Origin of the sequence: Mycolicibacterium iranicum (assembly GCF_002101705.1) — a bacterium.
Taxonomy (GTDB): domain Bacteria; phylum Actinomycetota; class Actinomycetes; order Mycobacteriales; family Mycobacteriaceae; genus Mycobacterium; species Mycobacterium iranicum.
This window is the reverse complement of sequence record NZ_LQPC01000009.1, coordinates 29,687-50,817: the sequence shown is the minus strand read 5'-3', so window position 1 is coordinate 50,817 and position 21,131 is coordinate 29,687. Positions and strand designations below refer to the sequence as shown.

16 protein-coding genes are annotated in these 21,131 nt (G+C 64.1%); 11 read left to right on the top strand and 5 right to left on the bottom strand.

Annotation, left to right across the window (positions count from 1 at the left end; genetic code table 11):
* The 3 genes from AWC12_RS01860 to AWC12_RS01850 all read left to right on the top strand — a co-directional run.
* The coding region (locus AWC12_RS01860) for a WecB/TagA/CpsF family glycosyltransferase (RefSeq protein ID WP_133057293.1) at window positions 1-380 on the top strand (380 nt) is incomplete at its 5' end.
* Between the two features lie 385 nt (window positions 381-765).
* Window positions 766-3,270 carry a UDP-glucuronate decarboxylase gene (locus tag AWC12_RS01855; RefSeq protein ID WP_234813801.1) on the top strand — a complete coding sequence of 835 codons (2,505 nt, stop codon included), beginning with the start codon at window positions 766-768 and terminating at the stop codon, window positions 3,268-3,270.
* Between the two features lie 129 nt (window positions 3,271-3,399).
* On the top strand, window positions 3,400-4,788 hold the full coding sequence (locus AWC12_RS01850; RefSeq protein ID WP_085171933.1) for a sugar transferase: 1,389 nt from the start codon (window positions 3,400-3,402) through the stop codon (window positions 4,786-4,788).
* Between the two features lie 11 nt (window positions 4,789-4,799).
* On the opposite strand, the gene AWC12_RS01845 is transcribed toward AWC12_RS01850, so the two are convergent.
* Window positions 4,800-5,318 carry an arsenate reductase/protein-tyrosine-phosphatase family protein gene (locus tag AWC12_RS01845; RefSeq protein WP_085171951.1) on the bottom strand — a complete coding sequence of 173 codons (519 nt, stop codon included), beginning with the start codon at window positions 5,316-5,318 and terminating at the stop codon, window positions 4,800-4,802.
* Between the two features lie 376 nt (window positions 5,319-5,694).
* On the opposite strand from AWC12_RS01845, the gene AWC12_RS01840 reads away from it, so the two are divergent.
* The 4 genes from AWC12_RS01840 (at window position 5,695) to AWC12_RS01825 (ending at window position 9,145) form a co-directional block, all read left to right on the top strand.
* Complete coding sequence (locus AWC12_RS01840; RefSeq protein ID WP_085171949.1) at window positions 5,695-6,327, top strand: undecaprenyl diphosphate synthase family protein; 633 nt, start codon at window positions 5,695-5,697, stop codon at window positions 6,325-6,327.
* A gap of 7 nt (window positions 6,328-6,334) precedes the next feature.
* Window positions 6,335-7,726 (top strand): NAD(P)/FAD-dependent oxidoreductase, encoded by a 1,392-nt coding sequence (locus tag AWC12_RS01835; RefSeq protein ID WP_085171947.1) that lies wholly within the window; start codon window positions 6,335-6,337, stop codon window positions 7,724-7,726.
* A gap of 292 nt (window positions 7,727-8,018) precedes the next feature.
* Window positions 8,019-8,537, top strand: coding sequence for a PH domain-containing protein (locus tag AWC12_RS01830; RefSeq protein WP_085171931.1), 519 nt, complete (start codon window positions 8,019-8,021; stop codon window positions 8,535-8,537).
* A 38-nt stretch (window positions 8,538-8,575) separates the two neighbouring features.
* Window positions 8,576-9,145 (top strand): YdcF family protein, encoded by a 570-nt coding sequence (locus tag AWC12_RS01825; protein ID WP_085171930.1) that lies wholly within the window; start codon window positions 8,576-8,578, stop codon window positions 9,143-9,145.
* 25 nt (window positions 9,146-9,170) lie between these two features.
* On the opposite strand, the gene AWC12_RS01820 is transcribed toward AWC12_RS01825, so the two are convergent.
* From AWC12_RS01820 to AWC12_RS01805, 4 genes are all read right to left on the bottom strand, one after another.
* On the bottom strand, window positions 9,171-16,049 hold the full coding sequence (locus AWC12_RS01820; protein ID WP_085171928.1) for a cadherin-like domain-containing protein: 6,879 nt from the start codon (window positions 16,047-16,049) through the stop codon (window positions 9,171-9,173).
* Window positions 16,050-16,479: 430 nt separating this feature from the next.
* Complete coding sequence (locus AWC12_RS01815; RefSeq protein WP_085171926.1) at window positions 16,480-16,875, bottom strand: hypothetical protein; 396 nt, start codon at window positions 16,873-16,875, stop codon at window positions 16,480-16,482.
* Window positions 16,859-17,200, bottom strand: a complete 342-nt coding sequence (locus tag AWC12_RS01810) for a chromosome condensation protein CrcB (RefSeq protein WP_234813804.1) — start codon at window positions 17,198-17,200, stop codon at window positions 16,859-16,861. Before AWC12_RS01810 ends, AWC12_RS01815 begins: the two co-directional genes overlap by 17 nt.
* Before the next feature lie 69 nt (window positions 17,201-17,269).
* A complete protein-coding gene (locus AWC12_RS01805; RefSeq protein WP_085171924.1) occupies window positions 17,270-17,956 on the bottom strand; it encodes a GtrA family protein in 687 nt (228 codons plus the stop codon).
* A 130-nt stretch (window positions 17,957-18,086) separates the two neighbouring features.
* Here AWC12_RS01805 and AWC12_RS01800 point away from each other — a divergent pair, with 130 nt between their 5' ends.
* From AWC12_RS01800 to AWC12_RS01785, 4 genes are all read left to right on the top strand, one after another.
* Complete coding sequence (locus AWC12_RS01800) at window positions 18,087-19,358, top strand: 5-(carboxyamino)imidazole ribonucleotide synthase (RefSeq protein ID WP_234813803.1); 1,272 nt, start codon at window positions 18,087-18,089, stop codon at window positions 19,356-19,358.
* On the top strand, window positions 19,355-19,855 hold the full coding sequence (gene purE, locus AWC12_RS01795; protein ID WP_085171920.1) for a 5-(carboxyamino)imidazole ribonucleotide mutase: 501 nt from the start codon (window positions 19,355-19,357) through the stop codon (window positions 19,853-19,855). Before AWC12_RS01800 ends, purE begins: the two co-directional genes overlap by 4 nt.
* Before the next feature lie 108 nt (window positions 19,856-19,963).
* A complete protein-coding gene (locus AWC12_RS01790; protein ID WP_085171918.1) occupies window positions 19,964-20,665 on the top strand; it encodes a GAF domain-containing protein in 702 nt (233 codons plus the stop codon).
* A gap of 74 nt (window positions 20,666-20,739) precedes the next feature.
* Window positions 20,740-21,009, top strand: coding sequence for a hypothetical protein (locus AWC12_RS01785; RefSeq protein WP_085171916.1), 270 nt, complete (start codon window positions 20,740-20,742; stop codon window positions 21,007-21,009).
* Window positions 21,010-21,131: the final 122 nt, after the last annotated feature.

Genomic DNA, 21,131 nt, shown 5'->3' with positions numbered 1-21,131 from the left:
ACTTGAAATCCGTCATCGTTCCGTCCGTCCAATCTCCGCCAAGCATGCTCAAGCTTCACGATTTTTGCAACAGAGCCACCGATCGGATAAATCGCTCAGGTGCGGACATCGTCTGGGTAGGCTTGTCGACACCCAAGCAGGAGAGATGGATGGCGGCGCACATGGGGCGTCTGCAGGCGCCGGCACTATTGGGTGTTGGCGCTGCGTTCGACTTTCATGCGGGGATGGTTTCGCAGGCGCCACCTTGGATTCAGGAGCGCGGTTTGGAATGGCTCTACAGACTCGGCAAAGAGCCGCGACGACTCTGGAAGCGGTATTTGCAAAACAATCCCGCCTTCGTAGCGCAAATAATCCGCAAGCCTCCCCGCCTCAGTGGCTGAAGTATGGTCGCGCAAATAAGAGTTCAATGCCGGTGAGTGGAGTTCACCCTGAGCCAGTTTATGATTTGGCGTTTCGAACTTAGGAAGTTGTGACTCGCTCTCATTTGATGCAAAGGAAATATTTTTCGCCTACGGATTTGTTTGGAAAAGCGCTGGCTCTGAGCTTGACCTATGTATGGGACAGCGTATTTGATTAGTCGGCCTCAGCTCTCATGTTGACGCACAATTTAATAGAATTGTGTTTGTATGTATTCTTGGATCGGCAGCGCCGCGTAGCCGCAGCAGGGGCTGTGTTGTGTGCGGAGCATGGCAGGCTGAGGCTGGGGCGTAAGTTGCTTTGCCCGCACCGCCTTCATGTCGATGAGGTTTCAGTGGCTCTGCTGTAGTGCAGTGCCGGGCACTCATCGAGTTCGAGCTGCAATTCCGGTTGTTGCATACATTCGCCGATGGTAGCCTCTGCGCAGGGATCGTTTGCTCAAGCGTCGGCGTCAGGCTCAGGTGCTGGGTAAGGTTTGGGCGCTTAGAATTTTCGGAATTCGAAGCTGGGCTCTCGACACATACAAGGGGGGTTATGCGACAGCGAGCAGTAATTTCTGGCGGCGCTGGGTTTATAGGGTCATTTCTTGTTGAGCGCCTGCTCGCGCAGGACATTGACGTGGTTTGCATCGATAATTTTGTCACCGGTTCACCGGATAACGTCGCCCATTTGCAGGGCCACGACGGCTTTCGGCTGATCAAGGCCGACGTCAGCGATTTCGTTTCGATTCCTGGCCCCGTCGACTACGTGCTGCATTTTGCCTCTCCAGCGTCGCCGATTGATTACGCCGAACTTCCGATCCAAACCATGAAGGCAGGATCACTGGGGACGCTGCACACTCTTGGTCTCGCGAAGGAAAAGGGCGCGCGCTATCTCCTCGCGTCGACATCCGAAACCTACGGCGACCCCCACGTGCACCCGCAGCCCGAAAGCTACTGGGGCAATGTCAATCCCGTCGGGCCTCGGGCCTGCTACGACGAGGCCAAGCGATTCGCTGAGGCACTCACTGTGTCGTATCGAAAGATGCACGGCGTCAACACCGCGATCATGCGGATCTTCAACACCTACGGCCCGCGCATGCGTCCTAACGACGGGCGCGCGATCCCCAACTTCATCACTCAGGCGCTGGCCGGTGAACCGATCACCGTGCACGGGGACGGCAGCCATACGCGGTCAGTCTGCTATGTCGACGACCTGGTCGAGGGGGCGCTGCAGTTGCTCTTCTCCGACCTCGCCGGCCCGGTCAACATCGGTAACCCGCACGAGCTCTCGATCCTCGAGTTGGCCGAGTTCATCCGCGAACTCGCCGGTAGCGAGTCACCTGTGGAGTTTGTCGCGCGTCCCCAGGATGACCCCTCGCAGCGTCAGCCCGACATCACCCTCGCGCGCACCGCACTCCAGTGGGAGCCGCAAGTTGCCCCCCGCGATGGGCTCCTCAAAACCATCGCGTGGTTCCGCGACCTTAACGAGGGCGCAGAACGGGCCGTCGCCTCCACGCCGCTGCAGCCAGCCGAAGCGCACCCGCGCCACAAAGTCGCCGTGATCGGCACCGGTTACGTCGGTGCGGTCACCTCAACCTGTTTGGCCTACCTGGGCCATACCGTGTGCGGTCTCGACAGCGACTCGTCGCGCGCGGGGCAGCTCAACAAGGGGCAGGCCCCTTTCCACGAGCCGGGTCTGCCCGAGATGCTCGAAGCGTCGTTGGCCACGGGGCGGCTCCGTTTCACCGATCAGCCGGCCGAGGCGCTGTCCGACGCCGACTTCGTGTTTCTCTGCGTAGGTACACCACCGGGACCAGATGGATCCCCCGACCTCGCCCAGCTCGAAAGCGCCATTCAATCGCTGGCGCCTTATCTGCGCGCTGGCGTGGTGATCGTCAATAAGTCGACGGTGCCGGTCGGATCGGGCAACTGGACCCGCACCATCCTCGAGGATGCCCTTGAGGGAAACCGCCAACTGTCCTTCCACGTGGTGTCCAACCCCGAGTTCCTTCGCGAGGGCTGCGCCCTTGAGGACTTCCTGTACCCGGATCGCATCGTGCTCGGTGGCCCAGAAGCTGATGTCAGCCGAGTCGCCGAGTTGTATCAGCCCGTCCTCGATCAGTCGTTCGAAGGTGGTCGGCGCGACATCAAGCCGTCGCTGATCACGACGGAACTGGCATCCGCCGAGATGATCAAGTACGCGGCGAATGCTTTCCTCGCCACAAAGATCAGCTTCGCCAACGAGATCGCGCAGTTGTGCGAGGTCTTCGGCGCTGACGTTCGCGAGGTCATTCCCGCGATCGGCGCCGACCACCGCGTCGGCAGCGCATTCCTCAATCCGGGGGTGGGATGGGGTGGCTCGTGTTTCGGCAAGGACGTTGCGGCACTCATCTCGTCGGGCCAGGAATACGGTTACACGCCGTCGATGCTGCAGGCGACTGTCGAAATCAACAAGAGGCAGCGGTCAAGTGCCGTCCGCAAGCTGCAGCGCGAGTTGCACATGCTCAAAGGTCGCCGCATCGCGCTTCTCGGCCTCACCTTCAAGCCCGGGACCGACGACCTGCGCGATGCGCCGGCATTGGACATCGCCAAACGATTGATCGCCGCGGGAGCAATTGTCTCTGCCTACGATCCCGTCGTGAAAACGCTGCCGAGCGAGTACTCTGCAGTGCGGATGGCTGATGACGCGTACGAAGCTGCCAACAGGGTCGACGCCGTAGTTCTGACCACAGAATGGCCAGAGTTTCGGCTCCTCGACCCTGCCGGGTTACGTCGGGTCATGCGGGGCGACCTCATCGTGGATGGTCGCAATATCTTGCCAGAAGCCAGTTTCGCCGGATCGGGTCTCCGGCTCATGGGCTTTGGCTGGTAGGGGAGCACGAAGTATATCTAGGGGGAGATAGTGACGATCGAGGCGACACCGACAACGTCAGCACCACCAGGGGGCGGGTCTTCTGGGGGATCATCTGCGAAGTGGCAATCGAACGACACCCACCAGGCGATGAAACTCGGGCTGCGGCACCGCTACTACCTGCAGGTCGCCGATATCACTACCCTCGCGTTCTCTGCCGTGCTCGGTGCGGTAGCGCTGAACGTGATCAGCCCCGCGCGCGCCGGCTACATCGACGTCGTCAATGCTGCCGTCGATGTCGGCATTGCCATCTTCGCGATGGCGCTGGCGTTGCACCTGCACGGCCTGTACCGCCGGCCGGCTGCACGGCTGAGGCCGAGCGAGTGGTGGCGACCCGGGGTGATCGCACGCTGCGTGCCCACTGGAGCACTGCTTGCTCTCTTTATCGATGCCTTTGTATTCCGCGACGGGCGCGGCATGACATTGACTGCCGCTGTGGCGATGACGCTGCCTGCCGTTCTGCTTGTTCCCCTCGGCCGCAGGCTGATCGCTCGGACGATGGATCCGACTGTCAGCCGGATCTTGGTCATCGGGACGGGTCCAATCTCCGACCGACTCACCTCCAGGCTGCAGCGGTGCCCCGACACGTTCGTCGTCGGTCATGTCGACGACGACGTCGCACCGGGTACCACCTCGGTGGTACTCGGCGGGCTCAGCGACCTGCCCGCAGTCTGCGCCGCCTACAAGATCGACCGGGTGATCGTTGGTTTCCCCAACACCAGCGATGCCATCGTCCTCGAAGCGCTGCGGCAGCTTCAGGGCCGGGTGCCGGTATCAGAGATCCCGCGCTACTTCGAGTTGCACAACTGGCGCAGTGAATCCGAAGAACTGCACGGACTCACCTTGATGCACCTGCCGACTGCCTCTCTCGGGCCGAGCGCGCGAATGATGAAGCGGTTCATGGACGTAACGTTGGCGTGCTGTGCGCTGCTCGCCGCATCGCCTGTCCTGCTGCTCATCGCGCTGGCCATCAAGCTCGACACTCGCGGTCCGGTCTTCTTCCGCCAGGAGCGTGGCGGGCAGGGCGGCGTGCCGTTCCGGATTTTCAAGTTCCGCTCGATGACCGCCGATGCGTGGGAAAAGCGCAATTCCGTTGCGCAACACAACCAATCGGACGGACCGCTATTCAAGATGGAGAACGATCCGCGCGTCACCCGCGTCGGGGCGTTCATTCGCAAAACCAGCCTCGACGAACTGCCCCAGCTGATCAACGTCGTTCGCGGCGAGATGTCTCTCGTTGGCCCGCGGCCGCTGCCCGTTGAGGAGGCAGATCGCATCGACGGCGCGGCGGGGTTGGCGCGATTGGACGCGAAGCCTGGAATCACCGGCCTCTGGCAGGTCTGCGGCCGAAGCGATCTCACCTATGCCGACCTGCAGCACCTTGACTCGGTATACGTCAGGTCCTGGTCGCTGATGTGGGACGTTCGGATCATTGCGAAGACGCCACGGGTCGTATTCGCCCGCAGCGGAGCTTACTGACCGTCGACGTACTACTCAGGCTGGCACAGCCCGATAATCGGACGCAAAAGTTCCGCAATCTGAGTCCCGATGGACTCGAAGACCTCGGTACTTTGCCCGATCGGATCCGGAACATCCGGGCGATCATGCCTGGACAATTGAGGTCGGAGGCTGGCCAAATCGGCGATGCTCTCTGCGCCGAAATCCGACGCAAGCCGTGATGCTTCGGTCAGCGTGAACGTTCTGCTGAGCTTGGGTGGGCTGAGTTCCAGCACGCGGTCACGGTGCTTTGCCGTCATGGTCAAGATCAGGTCGGCGCCGGACGCTATTTTTGCCGTCAACTGTCGTGCCGCGAACTCTGCCGGTTCGCCGCCGAGTTGCTGAAGGACAAGTGCTGCCTCGGCGTGCATTGGATGGCCGATTACCGCGTTTGTGCCTGCGCTCGATGCGCTGAAGTCCGCTATATGCATTTCCAACGCGTATGCCGTTGCCAGACGCTCGGCGGTCGGCGACCGGCAGATGTTCCCGGTGCACACAAAGAGGACGTGCAGAGCAGACTCCTTCGTTATCGCGGCCGGCGTCGTCGCAGAGAACACCGCGCCGTCTGGGTCGGCTGGGTGCCGCCACGGCGCTCGGTGACACCCTATCTGCAGGCAGCCAGAGCTTTGGGCGGGGCGGCTGCGTGTTCACGTGGCGGCTTGGCGAGTCATCGCGCAGAAAGGCGCCGGAACGGGTAAGCGGCACGCTGCGCCCGGCGATGGCATCCGGATTTGCCCACGCGCATTCACTCTGGCCCCAATATTCACACTCAGAGCCGGTTCTGCAGTGAATTGACGAATTCGATAGATGGGCAAAGCGAGCTGGGCTACATTTGCTGAGGGCGCGTACATCGGGCGGGGGGGTGAGTGTGCCGTGAAGCCGGCTCACGTGGGTCTGATCCCCGACGGAATGCGGCGGTGGGCCGAAGCGAACGGCACCACGCTCACCGACTCGTATCGGCGCGGAGCCGAGAAGGTCGTCGAGGTCCTGCTCGCCCTCCAGCGCAACGGTGTGCACACGGTGTCGGTGTACAACCTGAGTCGCGCCAACCTGGCTCGGCCCAGCGCCGAATTGGACGCTGTGTATGCCGCATCCATCCACTTCTTCCGCGAGCTGCTTCCCGCAAATTTCGACCCCGAGGAATGCGCCATACGGCTGCACGGTGACCGCGCCCTGCTGCCCCGCGACTACGTCGAGGCGGCCGCCGCGTTGGAGCGCGTCACCACCGGCACCGCCTTCAAAGTGAACATCCTTGCCGCCTATGACGCTATGGATGAACTGCGGCTCGCGCATGCGCGGGCACAAGCCGAGGGGTGCGACATAAGTGCGGCATTCGACATTCCCGACGTCGACCTGGTCATCCGGACCACGGCAGAACCGCTGCTTAGTGGCTTCCTGCCGCTGCAAAGCCAGTACGCCGAACTCATGTTCCTCTCGACGCCGCTCAACGAGCTGACGGCGCAGGACGTCGACGAGCTGATCGCCGCGCACCGTGGCTTCCCGCAAAGGCGCGGAAGGTAGCGCCTCGATGACAGCCAAGAACCCCCTCATCATCGGCGGGGGACCCGCGGGACTCACTGCTGCGCTCGACCTCGTGAAGCGGGGAGTGACGCCCCGGGTGTTCGAAGGGTCATCACACGTCGGCGGCCTCGCCCGTACGCCCCGCGACGGCGCCTGGCGGGTCGACCCCGGCGGTCATCGCTTCTTCACCCGACACGAAGAAATCCTGGACTTCTGGAAGTCTCTTTTGCCGAACGATCAGTGGATCGCGGTGCCTCGCAGCTCTACGATGCTTGTCGACGGCCACTTCGTTCCGTATCCGCTTCGGGGTCGGGATCTTCTGCGGCAGTTGGGCTTTCGAAGTGGCTTACGTGGTGTCGGCAGTATTGCGGGCTCCCGGATTCGTCGCGGCTGGCGCGCCGTCGACAGGCCGCAGACGTTCCGCGAGTGGGGCATCGAAGAGTTCGGCCGCCACTGGTACCAGCTGTTTTTCGACGGGTACGTTCGCAAGACCTGGTTGGCCGACCCCGACCACCTCGCCAGCGACTGGGCAAATCAGCGGATCAAACCGATTGATTGGCGCCGCCCCCGCGACCGGGCTGCCGACCGAGACGTCTTCCTCTATCCGCGGCTCGGGCCCGGTCAACTGTGGGATGCCGCCGCAACAGCACTGGCTGCCGAGGGTGCGGCGCCGCAGCTGAACTCGCCTGTGGTCGGGATCTGCGACAACGGTGACGGCTGGACGATCGAGCTGAAGGACGGTCAGACCGCGTCGGGCGATGTGCTGTTCTCCAGCATGCCGTTGCAACTGCTGGTGAACATGCTGGAACCCACGCCGCCGAAACACATTTCTGCGATCGCCGCGACCCTGCGGCACCGCTCCGTCATCACGGTCGCCGTCGCGCTGCGCAAGCACTACGACATGCCGTTCAACTGGGTGTACACGCCGGGACCGGAGTTCCGCGTGGGCCGCATCCAAAACTATGGACGCTGGTCGCCCGCCCTCTCACCCGACGGGTTCACGGGGACGCACCTGGGGTTTGAATACTTCACCCTCCCGCACGACGACCTGTGGCTGGCGGGCGACGACACCTTGCGCGAGATCGTCGGAAACGACCTTCGTGCACTTGGAGTTGACAGCCGCGACCTCGAACACGTCATGATCGTTCGATCCCAGTACGCATACCCCATCTACGACCCTGGTCGCGAACGAAACGTCGTGCGGATCCGGGACTACATACGCCAGAACCACCCGACTCTGCTGCCCATCGGACGTAACGGCATGCACCGGTACGACAACCAAGACCACGCAATGCTGAGCGCCCTGCACAGCGTCGCCCGGTACTTCGGTGAAAACGCCGATCCGTGGCAGGTCAATACAGACCTCGGATACCACGAAACCGGGATATTGCGAAGCTGATCTGCTGCCGTCAGCGAACGAAAAGCCGCAGGAGCCAGGCGCGGAAGCTATTGTCGCCGAGCTGAAAGCGCGAGCACTCGCACACCGAGCAGTCCGAACCGGCACGATAATGCTCGTGCGCTGAGCGCTCGTGGCCGCACCGGCATACCCCCGTCTGCACGGTAATGAATCTACGCGCAGGTGGCGCCAGTGCCGCAGCAAATCGCCAGCTGGCTGACAGGAAGGATGCGAAGACCTCCCGCCGGCTGGCGAAGGGCCCGCCGACGCGTCAATTCCCCAGTACAGTGCTGCCGTGGGCTACCCGGAAAATGTGCTCGCCAAGGATGAACATGTGGTCTTGCACCGCCACCCGCACTGGGGGCGGTTGGCAATGCCGGCGCTGGTTCTGGTCGTCGTCTCGGCGGCGGCCGCATTTATCGCGGGCTACGTCAACACCCTGAACTGGGAACCGACCGCCAAGAACATCATCTTCGGAGTCATCGCCGCGATCTGGCTGGTTCTGGTCGGCTGGCTGTCGGTCTGGAAATTCCTGAACTGGTGGACCACCCACTTCGTCATCACCGACCGTCGCGTCATGTACCGGCACGGGCTGGTCACCCGGTCGGGCATCGACATTCCGCTGGCGCGCATCAACAGCGTCGAATTCCAGCACGGCCTCATCGACCGCATCTTCCGAACCGGGACGCTCATCATCGAATCGGCATCCCAGGATCCGCTCGAGTTCCAGGACATTCCGCGCGTCGAGCAAGTCCACTCGCTGCTCTACCACGAAGTGTTCGACACTTTGGGAACCGAGGAGCGGCCGAGCTGAGTTCGCGGCCCGGCCGCGGGTGCCTTAGCGTGCAGTAGATGCGGCGCCGACAACGCCACCTCGTGTACGCCTCGATCGCGGCGCTCGTCGCCCTGTTGTTCCTCAACGGTGCTAGCGGCACGATCCTTTTCGCCCGTGCCCAGGCGGATCCGCTGAAACGTGCCGACGCGATCGTCGTCCTCTCCGGCGACTACGACGGCCGCCAGGAGTACGGGATCTCCCTTGCACAGCGCGGGTACGCGCCCGCGGTGCTGCTGTCCACGCCCCCGGGTCCCAGGAACCGGACGATGCAGAAGGCCTGTCAACCACGAACCGACATTCAGGTGATGTGCAGCGTGGCAACGCCTTTCACCACCCGTGGGGAAGCCATCATGACGCGGCAATTCGCCCAGCAGTACGGCTGGAAGTCCGTCATCGTCATCAGTTGGCGGTTTCACCTGCCCCGCGCTCGCTACATCTTCGATCAGTGCTTCACTTCACCGGACCGTTCGGTGATCATGCGCGACGTGCCGCGCACGTATCCGTTCTCGGTCGCCAATTGGCAGTACCAGTACCTCTACCAATACGGCGGATGGGTGAAAGCCGTCATTCAAGGGCAGTGCGCCTAGCCGACATCCTGAGCGCTGCCGATGATCAGAACTCCTGGCTGGCTTGAGCCGTGTCGACACCGACGGCCCACAGACCGGCGGCCGTAGTCAGATAGGTGGTATCGCCGATGAGGACGATGTCATGGTTAAAACCATTAGGCGGCCCGGGAAACGGTTCAGCCACCCGCACCGGGCCGTATCCGGTCATCTCCCACAGTTGGGTCTGATAATCCTCGATATCCCTTCCGTCGCCGGTGACGGTGGTGGACATCAGGTACGTGGTCCCGCCCACTGCGACGGGTCCGCGTTGTATCCCACCGGGAATTAGGTGCTCGACAGCCGGCGTGCCTGGTTCCAAAACCGTGAGGTACGTACGGTCTGCTCTCCAATAGCCCTCTTCAGGCACCTCGCGGCGAACGATCGAAATCACGTAGGTCTTGCCCTCGATGACAAGGGGTTCGTCGTCGGGAATCCCAGGACGCGCGACTCCGGGAGGGGTGACGCCGTCGGGACCGATCTCTGTCAGATAGAAATGTTGGTCACCGTCCCAGTAGTTGCCGGTGACCGTCATCAAGTAGGTCGTGTCACCAACACTGACCAATCGCGGGAACGGAGCGCCGTACGTCTGGATCACGCGGCCCGGAATGACAACGTCCACCGGTGCCGCGCTGTCCTGCTGCACCGCCGTCAGGTGCGTCTGATAGCCGGATTCGTCGTTTCCAGTCACGGTCACCAGGTAAGCCGTGTCACCTACGACGGCGGCATCGACACCGTGATCTTCGAGTTCGCCGGCTATGGGACTTCCGACGAGGGCGAGTCCCGTGGGTCCGACACGCAGCAGATAAGTCTCCCAGCCGCTGAGGCCCGGTCTTGTCGTCTGGGCTGCCAGGTAGACGGTGTCGCCGACAATAAAGCTCCTCGCCTGCGCAAGGTAATTGGTGGAAACCAGATGAACAGGTTCGCCCACCGGCGTCAGACCGCTGGGGCCGACCGCGAGCAGATGGACCTGATGGCCGGTAGCGTCCCCCGTCCATGTGGCGACGTACGGATTTCCGGCGACCAGGACGACGATCGGATCGGGTGATTCGGTCGTGTCATGCACACCGTCGCCGACTGGTGTCAGACCTTCGGCACTGACCCTCATGAGTCGGGTCTGGATACCGGTTTCCGCATCGTAGGTCCGCACCACCACATAGGTGGTGCCCCCAATATCCAATCTGCCGGCGAACTCGCCAGAGCCCGACGACAGGTAGCCGGCTAAGGGGTCTCCCACCCCGGCCATGCTCAGAGCCGCGGGGCCGAACGTCGACAGGTAAACCCGCCGGGTTTCGACCGAGTTCCAGCGACCGATTTCTGACAGCAGGTACGGCGTACCACCGATCATCACCGGATCGCCGGTCACGCGGCCGGGAACTTCCCCCACGTATACGGCGCCGTCGGCCGTCAATGCACTCACACGGCTTATGAGTTCGGAATCATCGATGGTCAGGACATAGGTGGTCCCGCCGATGACCAAAGGGTCGCGACTCATCGTTCCGGGCATGGAGATCGTTGGGGGAGTCACTCCTTCCGGCCCGACCAAGGTGAGGTGGGTCTCATAGCCCGACTCGTAATTACCCGACTGCGACCTCACGAATGCACGACCGCCAGCCATGATGACTTCCTGGAAACCGCCGGGCAGGATTGCCGTCCAACCCAGTCCGTCCGGGGTGAGGACGGTGACGCGAACCTCCGCAGGGCCTGAATCAGACGTATCAGACTGCGTCACGAGATAGGTCGTACCTCCCGCGGTGAAGTGGCGGGGTGTGACTAAGTCGCCCTCAAAGTCCAAGGGTTCGCCTGGAATTGCGGCACCGAGGGGGGTTAAGCCGTCGAACCCCAACCGCGAGAGATACGTGTGATACTCGGCTCCGAACGTCACCGAGACGACATAGTTCGTGTCGCCGACGGTCACCGTGCCGATCACGACGCCCGAGACGGGTGAGTCGGCGACGATGCGGTAACTACCGTTGCGCTCGACGATAGCTGCGACCTGCGACGTCTGCTGTTCTTCGTTGTAGGTGAAGAAGTAGCCGGCACCAGTGTCGGGATCGATGAACGACTGCACCGGATTTGCGCCCGACGGGAGCCGGACCGCGGCGACCGCCGATCCGGTGATCGGCTCGGTGATCGTAATTGGCACCGTCGCGGTCGTTCCGTCGCTCGCTGCGACCGCGAAGGTGAACTCGACACTCTGCTGGCCCAAAGCCTGAGCCAGCACGCGGGCGCGCGCGGTGGGCGTGAATGTCCACTGCCCGGTCTGAGCGTTCAGCTCGACCGTTCCCAGCGCCGGATCAGGTTGCGTCACAACATAATAGGTCAACACCTCGTCGTCGGTGACGTTGACCTGACCGCTGATAGCGCCGGTGCTCGGGTCAGCCCCACCCAGGGCTACCGTGTACGGCTCAGCCTCGTTGATGACGGGCGGCTGATACGGAGCCAGTTCGGCGATCGGCGCGGACGCATCGACTGTGACAGATCTTTCGCCGTCCGTGACAATCACCGCGAAGGGCACGGCGTCGGCACCCGCGGTGAGGTAGGCCGCCTCGCGGGCCGCCTGCGTCGGGGTGAACGTCCATACGCCGGTGGCGCTGTCGACGTCGAGGCTGCCCACCTCTGCTGACACCGAAGTGTCGAGCTGGTAGCTCAGCGCCTGGCCCTTGGGGCCGAAGACCTTGAAATGTCCGGTGACCGAACCAGTCTCGCTGTCGACCTCGTCCACCACGAACCCCGGCACACCGACCACGGGGGCATCACCGATCGCGTGCACCTTGGTGACCCCATCGCCCGTGGCCTCATCCCGATAGCCCGCGCTGAGATACGCCGTCCCGTCGAGGTCCACGCTGACCATGACGACCTGTGTCGCGGCGACCTCGATGACCTTGACTGCTCCCGCCGCCGACACGGCCCACACCTCGCTGACGCCGCCGACGACATCGGGGCCGGGTGAAATCGTCACGTACGCAGTGCCATCCGGCGCAAACGCGACCAAGCGGGGGAGGAAACCGGTCAAGCCACCTGGCTGCAGACCGGCCACGACACTTCCAACGGCGGTGAAGGTGTCAAGTGTCGAACCGTCGGCCCGCAGTACGAGAACCGATGTGGTGGGGCTACCGCCGTCCTCACTCGGTTGGGCAGCGAAAACATATCCGCGGCCATCCGGCCCGAAGACGATCGGGTCGGTACCCATCGACACGGCGCCGAGGCCGGGAATCTCTTCCGAGACCGCACCCGTCGCCACAGACACCACCGACACGAACGACTGCCCGGTCTCCGGGTCGACGCGGCTCACCCGCTGGAACGCGGCCCCCGTCGGAGAAATGCTGACCGGCTGATCCACGCTCACCCCGACCGGAAGAGCGCGGGTCGTGATCGCTCCATCCGCGGTGATCACGGCGATGTGGAACCGGCCGGTCTCAGAGATGTAAGACGTATAGGCCGTACCGTCGGGTGCCACCACGAGATTGCCGCCGTTGGCCTGGAGCGCGGCTCCCTGACCCGGGATCGTCACCGAGATCACGGTGCCGTCGGTGCGAACGATCTTCAGCTCCCTCACAATGTTGTTGCCGGAGAATCGTTGTGCCTGAATGTAGGCGGTGCCGTCGCCCGCAACTCTGACGAAACTGGTGAAGTTCCCTTCGAACGTCGTCGTCTGTATCGCGGTAGCGGTGATGCGCGACAGTGAGAACTGGATCCCTGTCGGGGTTTGGGCGCCGGTGACCACGTGGACGCTCCCGTCCGGTCCGACCGTCATCGGCGCGCCGCCGAAGCCCAGCACACCCGGGATTTGACGCACGGTGAGCGTCGAACCGCTGAACATCAGCACGTCGGTGACGTTGCCGGCCTGACCACTGGTGGTCGTCACTGCCGCATAGACGTTGCCGTCGGAGGCAAGCACCAATTGGGTCGCCGAGGCAATTGGCTGCTCGAAATGCGAGGTCGCTGTTCCATCAGGAGCGATGGCCAAGATGACGGAACTGCCGTATCGGAGCAGATACGCGCTGCCGTCCGGGGTGACAACGGGAAGCCCGACCGTCAGCCCGTTGACGTCGTAGATCTGCGTATCGTTGGCTGCCGATACCCGTGCGAGTCGATATGCGAAACCAACCGGGTTTCCCTGGTCGTCGGTGTTGATCTCGACGGCCGTGAAGAATGCTGTTCCGTTGTCGGACAGTGAGATCGGGCTTGCGGCGATACCGGTTACCGTTCCCGCCTCGGAGACGACGCCTTGCGCATCAACCACCGACACGTAGCTGATGTTTCCGGACGAGTTCATCGTGACCAGCAGCAGACTCCCGTCAGGTCGGACGACCGCCGACGAGCCACTGAACATCGCACCCGTGATGTCGTCACTGGTCGTGATGACCCGACCGTCGTCGTCGAGGATGCTGACACGGGTGAACCCGTTGGGCAGCCCGGACTGCGGGTCGTAGTCCGATGTGACCTGGTAACGCGTTCCGTCGGAGGCCACGATGACGCTGCTGGCCGGTGTGCCCGGGGTGGTCTCGGTCGTCGTCACGACCGGTGGTGCGATCGTGACCGAGACGGTGACAGTGTCGATGCCTCCGTGGCCATCGCTGACGGTCACGGTGAACGTATCGGTATCTGCACCCGCGGTTTGCGCAGCCTGAGCGCGAGCAGCGTCGGTGGGCTTGTAGCTGAACTGGCCAGTCGTGGTGTTCAGCGTGACTTCGCCTCCCTTCGCTGAAAGCATTGGGGCAGAGAATGTTTGAGTGTCGCCGTCCACGTCGGTAGCGGTGACTATGCCCGCGACCACGCCCGTGGTGGGGTCGGGATTGCCGGCCGAGAAGCTGGCTTCGGGGACCGCGTTGGCGCCGACGATGCTGACCGTCACCGGCACCGTGAGTGTTCCGCCGAGTCCGTCGGCGACGGTGACCGTGAACGAATCCGTCAGAGCCGAGGTCGGTGCGCCGACGGCGGAAGCGGCATGCCGTGCGGCTGCAGTCGGGGTGTAGGTGAAGCCGCCATCGGCCTCGACGACAACGGTGCCTTTCGCTGTCGTGCCAGACCCGCTGTAGGACAACGTGTCTCCATCAGGATCTGTCGCCGTGACCGTACCGGTGACGACGCCGTTGGCTCCTGGTGCGTCGACGGAGAACGCACCGCCTGTCGGATCAGAATTGGCGCTCGTCGACGGCGCGATGCTCACCGTAACCGTCGTGGTGACGATGCCGCCGTGACCGTCGGTGACTGTCACCGTCACGGTGTCGGTCCGATCCGCCGCGGTTGCGTCGTCACGTGCTGCTGCGCGCCGCGCCGCGGCAGTCGGCGTGTAGGTGAAGCTGCCGTTGCCGTTGCCGACCACTGTGCCTTTCGTCGTCGACGCGGACGCGGTGAACGTCAGCACGTCCCCGTCGCTGTCCGTCGCGCTGACCGCGACGTCGACGACCCCTGTCTCGGCATCTGGCCGCGACGCGCTCGCGCGGCTGATCCGCGGCGCCGCGTTGCGCGGCGCAATGGTGATCGTCACCGGCACGACCAGGGATCCGCCAAACCCGTCGGTCACCGTGACCGCGAAGGTGTCGACTTTCTCGGCAGACGTTGCGCCGACGGCTGCCGCGGCGTGCCGGGCCTCAGAACTGGGCGTGTAGACGAACCGCCCGGACGAGAACACGGTGACGCGCCCCTTCTCCGTGACGGTCGACCCAGCGTAGGAAAGCCTGTCACCGTCGGCGTCGGTAGCGAACACTCGCCCCGACACGCGGCCCGTCCACGCGCTTGGATCGCGTTCGTCGACGCTGTCGAAAACAGGTGCCGCATTGTCGGCCGCAGCGATCTGCACGGTGAACCGCACGGTGTCGGTGCCCCCGTAACCGTCGTCAACAGTCACCGTGAAGGTGTCTCGGCGCGCACCGAATGCCCAGAAGCTTCGATTGGCCGCTGCTTCGCGCGCCGCATCGGTGGGCGTGTAGACGAATGTGCCGTCGTCATTGAAGACAACGCTGCCCTTATCCGACGTGCTGGCCCGGTAGGTGACGGTGTCGCCGTCGCTGTCCTCGGTCACGACGACCCCGGTCACCGCGCCGGTTTCGGCGTTCGGTAGCCCGATTGACCCAGACGCATTGGGACGGCTGTTGGCCGGGCGGATCTCGACATTGACCTCGACCTCGGTCAGGTTGCCGTTGCCGTCGTCGATGGTGACGACAAACGAATCAGCCCGATCCTCGTCAGTGGCACCGATTTTCGCGGCGGTGTGCCGCGCCTCGTCGCTGGGCGTATACGTGAACCAGCCGCCTGAAGTGATGGCGACCGTGCCCTTTTCTGTATTCGTTGGCGCGGTATAGGTCAGCCTGTCCCCGTCGCTGTCCGAGCCCAACACCAGCCCGACGACCCGGCCGGTCGACCATCCCGGCGAGAACACCCAGGCCCGGCCGGTCGGGGCGGCGGCATTGGGGTCGGCCGCCGCGGCGGTGTCCAGCGCCGTCGTCCGCAGCCCCACGCCGGTCTCTTCGCTGCGCTGGCCGACCTGACGGCGGGCGAAGGCCAAGAGCCCCCAGGCCAGGGGTGAATCGACCGGCACCTCGTTGTCGGAAGCGCCCAACGGTGCCAGCACCGATGACAGTAAGGACATAACAGACGTCGCGCCGTTCGGTTCGGGCTCCTCGACGGGCGGCTCCTCGACCACCGCAACGGTCACATCAGCGACGGGCGCCGGTGGTGCCGTCGGCGTCGGAAGTGTCGCGTCTGCGTCGGTCGGCGCCTCTGCGACGGAGCTGTCGGCCGGTGCATCCTTCTGGTGATGGGAAATCGGAGCTCGGTCAGCGAGCGCCTCGTCCGGCTCCGCGGCTCGTGAATCGCGCCTGTCGTCGGCCTCGATATCGCTGGTCTCGGTCGGATCGTCTTCGGCGCTGCTGCCGTCAGACAACTCGTCCGCGTCGAGAACGTCGTCATCGGTATCGCCAGAATCGGTCGGCGCGGGATCCGCGTCGTCGTCGGCCGTCTGAGGACCCGTTTCGTCGCTAACATCCCCCGAGTCGTCGTCGCGAGCTACGTTTCTATCATCTCGCTCGGCTGACGGTCTAGCTGTTTTGGTAGAAGTCGTACGTTCGGATGACGAAGTGCCATCGGATTCCGAGTCTGCCCATGCAACAACAGGACTGGACGTCACTGCCGCGCCAATGCCCAGCGCTACAGCCAGCGCCCCGACCCGGCCGATGTAATTCGAATAACGCACGATCAACCCCCAACTAGCAAATATTGACAGTCGCTGATACTACGTCGCGGGTGGCTGACTGTGTCGTACTTGCGAAAGTTTGGCCCGTGTCACGCAGACCCGGCGGTGCGGTTCGCTGCGCCTATCGCAGCTTTACGTAAAGCGTGATTCCTGCGCGCACCGCGAGGTAGCCCGCCAATGCGAACGTGACACCCACGGCGCAATACACCGCCAACCGCTTGGTGACGTCACGCGTAGTTCGCCAGATCGATTGGCTGTCGAGGAACAGCGGCGGTGCGGTACTGAAAAGCAGCATGCTGGCCGCCGAGCCGAGGACGCCGAACGTCAGCGGATCCGTCAGCGCTGGCCAGAACGGGTACGCGCTGCGGACACCCAGCAGCCCGCAGGTCACCGCAGTGCCGACCAACAGGCGCTGTCGGGATGGCCTGCGCACAAGGAGCAACCCCAAGGCGCTGCCCACCGCGCCGCCCAGCGCGACGAGCACCCATGTCGTCGTGGGGTCAGCGAGCCACTGCACGCGCCACCACCAAACCGCACAGCAGCCCGCCGACCGCTGCAGCCGGCGTCAAAACGAGGAACGCGAGCGACAGCCGCATCGGCTGGCTGATGGTCAAGATCGCCCACGCGCTCAGGCTCGCAGCGCTGGCGCACACACCGAGAACGAGGCTGGCGACAATCGATGTCGAGTTCGTCGCCAGCAGGTACACCGCGACCGTGAACGCCAGTCCGACCGTCAGGATCGTCGACACCAGCATCTGTTGGGGGAGCGGCCACGTCGTCGCCAGGGCGTAACGCAGCAGCGCACCGACCGTCCCCCCAACGATGAGGGCCAACGGCCGCACTTGATTTCGGCGGTGTCGACCCGGCACCACGTCAGGCTATGCAAAGACCGTCACACCGGCAGCGCCGGACTACGAGGTCTTCGACACCCTCGCATCGTCTGCCTCGCTCATCGGCCGCCGTGAGCGCCGGCGCGACAACCGCATCGGGGTGACGTTGCCGTCCGTGCCCTCGATCGGGCCGTGCGGGTGCCGGAGTTCGTATTCGTCCTCCAGCGCCTCGGCGATGCCACCGCCGGTCAGCGTGGATTCCAGCGCCTTCTCCGGGTTGCGGGCGAACTCGTCGGGGAACACGAAGCGGCGGAACGCCCAGAACCGGAACGCCATCTGCAGCAGATTGCCGATGATGTAGGCGGAGATGAAGTCGGCGACGTTCTCGACGGCCAACGACACCATCGGTACGCGCAGCATGAACACGTAGCTCGAAATCCACAGCGGGGCCATGCTCAACAGCACGCCGACCGCGCTGACCCCGAAGAACAGCAGCGCCTCGTGATGCCGCTCCCGGCCACCCCGGTCGCGGAAGCTCCACTCCCGGTTCAGGATGTAGGACGCGATCACCGCGACGATGCCGGCGATGATCTTCGCCGTCACCGGCTTGGGTTCCAGGATCGTCAGCTTGAGCGTGAAGAAGATCGCCGAGTCGATGACGAACGTCGTGGCACCGACGATCGCAAATTTGATGAGCTCGTGGTGCCGTTCGGCGTAGGGACGGAACCGCCGCGGCAGGCGCGCGATCGTCGCATCGGCAAAGGACACAAGGAGCGAGTCTACGTAACGGTTGTCCCGGATGCCGCATCCGTGAGTAACCGCAGGTCAACGATGTGGTGTAGGTCATGACACGATGTATGCCGTGTCAAGACGCTCCGCCTCGCCACCCGTCGTCGCCATGATCGGCGGCGGACAACTCGCCCGTATGACCGCTCAAGCCGCGATCGCGCTCGGCCAGACCCTGCGCGTCCTTGCGGTCCGCCCCGACGAATCGGCGGCGCAGGTCACCCCAGACGTCGTCCTCGGCTCGCACACCGACCTGGACGCTCTGCGACGCGTCGCCGAGGGTTCCACGGCCTTCACCTTCGACCACGAGCACGTCCCCACCGAACTGTTGGACAAGCTGGTCGCCGACGGCGTCAATGTCCTACCGCCGCCCGAGGCGCTGGTGCATGCCCAGGACAAGCTGGTCATGCGCCGCCGTCTCTCCGAACTCGGAGCGCCGGTGCCGCGCTTCTCGGACGTGACCTCCGCCGACGACGCGGTCGCGTTCGCCCGTGACATCGGGGGACCGGTGGTGATCAAGACCGTCCGCGGCGGGTACGACGGTCGCGGCGTGATGATGGCCGACGACGCCGACGAGGCGCGCTCGGTGGTCGAACGGTACCTGGCCCACGGCGTGCCGGTGATGATCGAAGAGCGGGTCGCGATGCGCCGCGAATTGGCCGCGCTGGTCGCCCGCTCACCGTTCGGACAGGGCGCCGCGTGGCCGGTGGTCGAGACGGTGCAGCGCGACGGGATCTGTGTCACGGTGATCGCGCCCGCACCCGACCTGTCGGAGGAAACCGGTTCTGCTGCTTCAGAATTGGCGCTCCGTGTGGCCTCGGCTCTCGGCGTTGTCGGGGTGCTCGCCGTCGAACTGTTCGAGACGGTCGACGGTGGACTGGTCGTCAACGAACTCGCGATGCGGCCGCACAACTCCGGGCACTGGACGATGGACGGCGCCCGCACCAGTCAGTTCGAACAGCATCTGCGGGCCGTCCTCGACTACCCGCTGGGCGACACGTCGGCGCTCGCCCCGACGGTGATGGGCAACGTGCTCGGCGCACCTGAGACGCCGACGATGTCGATGGACGAGCGCGTGCACCACCTGTTCGCGCGGATGCCCGACGCCAAGGTGCACCTGTACGGGAAAGAGGAGCGGCCGGGCCGAAAGATCGGCCACGTCAACATCGTCGGCGGGCCGACAAATTCTAGTGAAGTCGGCGGGCCGACAAATTCTAGTGAAGTCGGCGGGCCGACAAATTCTAGTGAAGTCGGCGGGCCGACAAATTCTGGTGAAGTCGGCGGGCCGACGGAGTCCGTGGAGTCCCTGCGGGAGCGGGCGGAGCGGGCGGCACACTGGTTGTCGCACGCACAGTGGACGGACGGATGGGACCCTCACGCATGACCGCACGGGTTGGCTTGATCATGGGCAGCGACAGCGACTGGCCGGTGATGTCAGAGGCCGCAGAGGCCTTGGCGGAGTTCGACGTTCCGTTCGAAGTCGGTGTCGTGTCGGCGCATCGCACCCCGGGCCGGATGCTGACCTACGCCCAGGACGCCGCCGGCCGCGGCATCGAGGTGATCATCGCCGGCGCGGGCGGAGCCGCTCACCTGCCCGGCATGGTCGCCTCGGCGACTCCACTGCCGGTGATCGGCGTGCCGGTGCCGTTGGCGCGCCTGGACGGAATGGACTCGCTGCTGTCGATCGTGCAGATGCCCGCCGGCGTGCCGGTGGCAACCGTCTCGATCGGGGGCGCACGCAACGCGGGGCTGCTGGCGGTGCGCATTCTCGGCGCATCGGACTCCGCGCTGCGGGACCGAATGGCGGCCTTTCAGGCTTCCCTTGAGCAGATGGTGCTGGACAAAGACGAGGCATTGCGGCAGCGCCTGCTGGGAAATTAACGCCTTACTGCACTTCTGGCATATTCCTGTGCGTAAATAAAGGTGCGTTTCTACTGGTAAATCTCACATGTATGTGTAGATCTGGCGAATCTTGGCTACCGTTTCTTCATGTCCATCTCGCTGCCTGGGTTCGACGCCTGGCTGACTGAGCGGCTGGAGGAGTGCGCCGGCGATTCGGGCGAAAACGTTGATTTCTATGTTGCTCGGGCCGTCGCTGCGCAGATGATCAGCGATTGCGAGCGCGCCGACGTTGCATCGGCGGGCCCGTTGAAGGCCCGCCTCACGCAGTCGGGGCTTTCGGGAGAAACCGTCAGCGACGGAATCTCCTCAGTCCTGGCCGACCCCCGCCGACTGCACGCGCTGAACTCGACGGGGCTGATGGGCGCGCCGTCAGATCCCACCTTGGATCGCGTGGCCCGCACCGCTGCAGGCGCGCTGGCCACGCCTGCGGCGGCAGTCGTGCTGGTTGGCGCAGAATCCCAGTCCCTAGCCGGCGCGTGCGGAGTCGATCCAGCCTCCCCGCCGAAACATCTCGTGGACCTCGCCGAGTCCTTCGACAAATACGTCGTTGTCAACGAATCACTCGTGCGCGTCGAAAATGCCGCGCACCACCCGCTTTTCGGGAAGTACTCGATCGTTGCCGAGGGCCGGATCGCGGCGTACCTGGGTGTGCCGCTGACCGACGATGCGGGCAACACAGTCGGCGTGCTGAGCGTTTTCGACAGCAGTCCACGTCAGTGGAAGAACGGGCACATCCAGATCCTCGACGATCTTGCCAGCGTTGCCAAAGGCCGAATCTTCCACGGCTGAACAGCTTTGCTGGACGCATATTCGCCGCAATTGTGCGGTGTCAGCAATCCGGAGTCGCGGTTACCCTGGCGAACATGACTGGGATCGATCCTGAGGCGGCCGCCGTCCGTCGTCTCGTGGTGAAGCTGCTTCTCGAGCGCATCGAGGGCTCACAACCGGAGACTTCGGCGCTCCAAGAAATCCGTCAGCACGGGGCTGATACAGCAACCGCAGTGCTGTCGGACGTGGCCGACCTGGCTGTTACGAACTTGGTGCAGCTGCACGGCGTCGACGAAGCCCGCCTGCTGTTGAATCGGCTGATCGTGGCCGATCTCGAAGAAGAGGCGTACCTCGCCGGTCAGTGACGACCGTTCTGTCGCGGTCGCGAACTGAGGGTGCGGGCGGATGGCTGGGGTGCGGGACGCGCGCTACGACGCGGTGAGGGCTTGCGTTAGTAGCCCAGGTAGCCCAGGTAGCCCTGCGAATA

Coding starts and splice junctions, on each gene's coding strand:
- AWC12_RS01850 (WP_085171933.1), top strand. CDS start 3,400: ATGAAACTCGGGCTGCGGCACCGCTACTACCTGCAGGTCGCCGATATC.
- AWC12_RS01835 (WP_085171947.1), top strand. CDS start 6,335: ATGACAGCCAAGAACCCCCTCATCATCGGCGGGGGACCCGCGGGACTC.
- AWC12_RS01825 (WP_085171930.1), top strand. CDS start 8,576: ATGCGGCGCCGACAACGCCACCTCGTGTACGCCTCGATCGCGGCGCTC.
- AWC12_RS01800 (WP_234813803.1), top strand. CDS start 18,087: ATGATCGGCGGCGGACAACTCGCCCGTATGACCGCTCAAGCCGCGATC.
- purE (WP_085171920.1), top strand. CDS start 19,355: ATGACCGCACGGGTTGGCTTGATCATGGGCAGCGACAGCGACTGGCCG.
- AWC12_RS01790 (WP_085171918.1), top strand. CDS start 19,964: ATGTCCATCTCGCTGCCTGGGTTCGACGCCTGGCTGACTGAGCGGCTG.
- AWC12_RS01785 (WP_085171916.1), top strand. CDS start 20,740: ATGACTGGGATCGATCCTGAGGCGGCCGCCGTCCGTCGTCTCGTGGTG.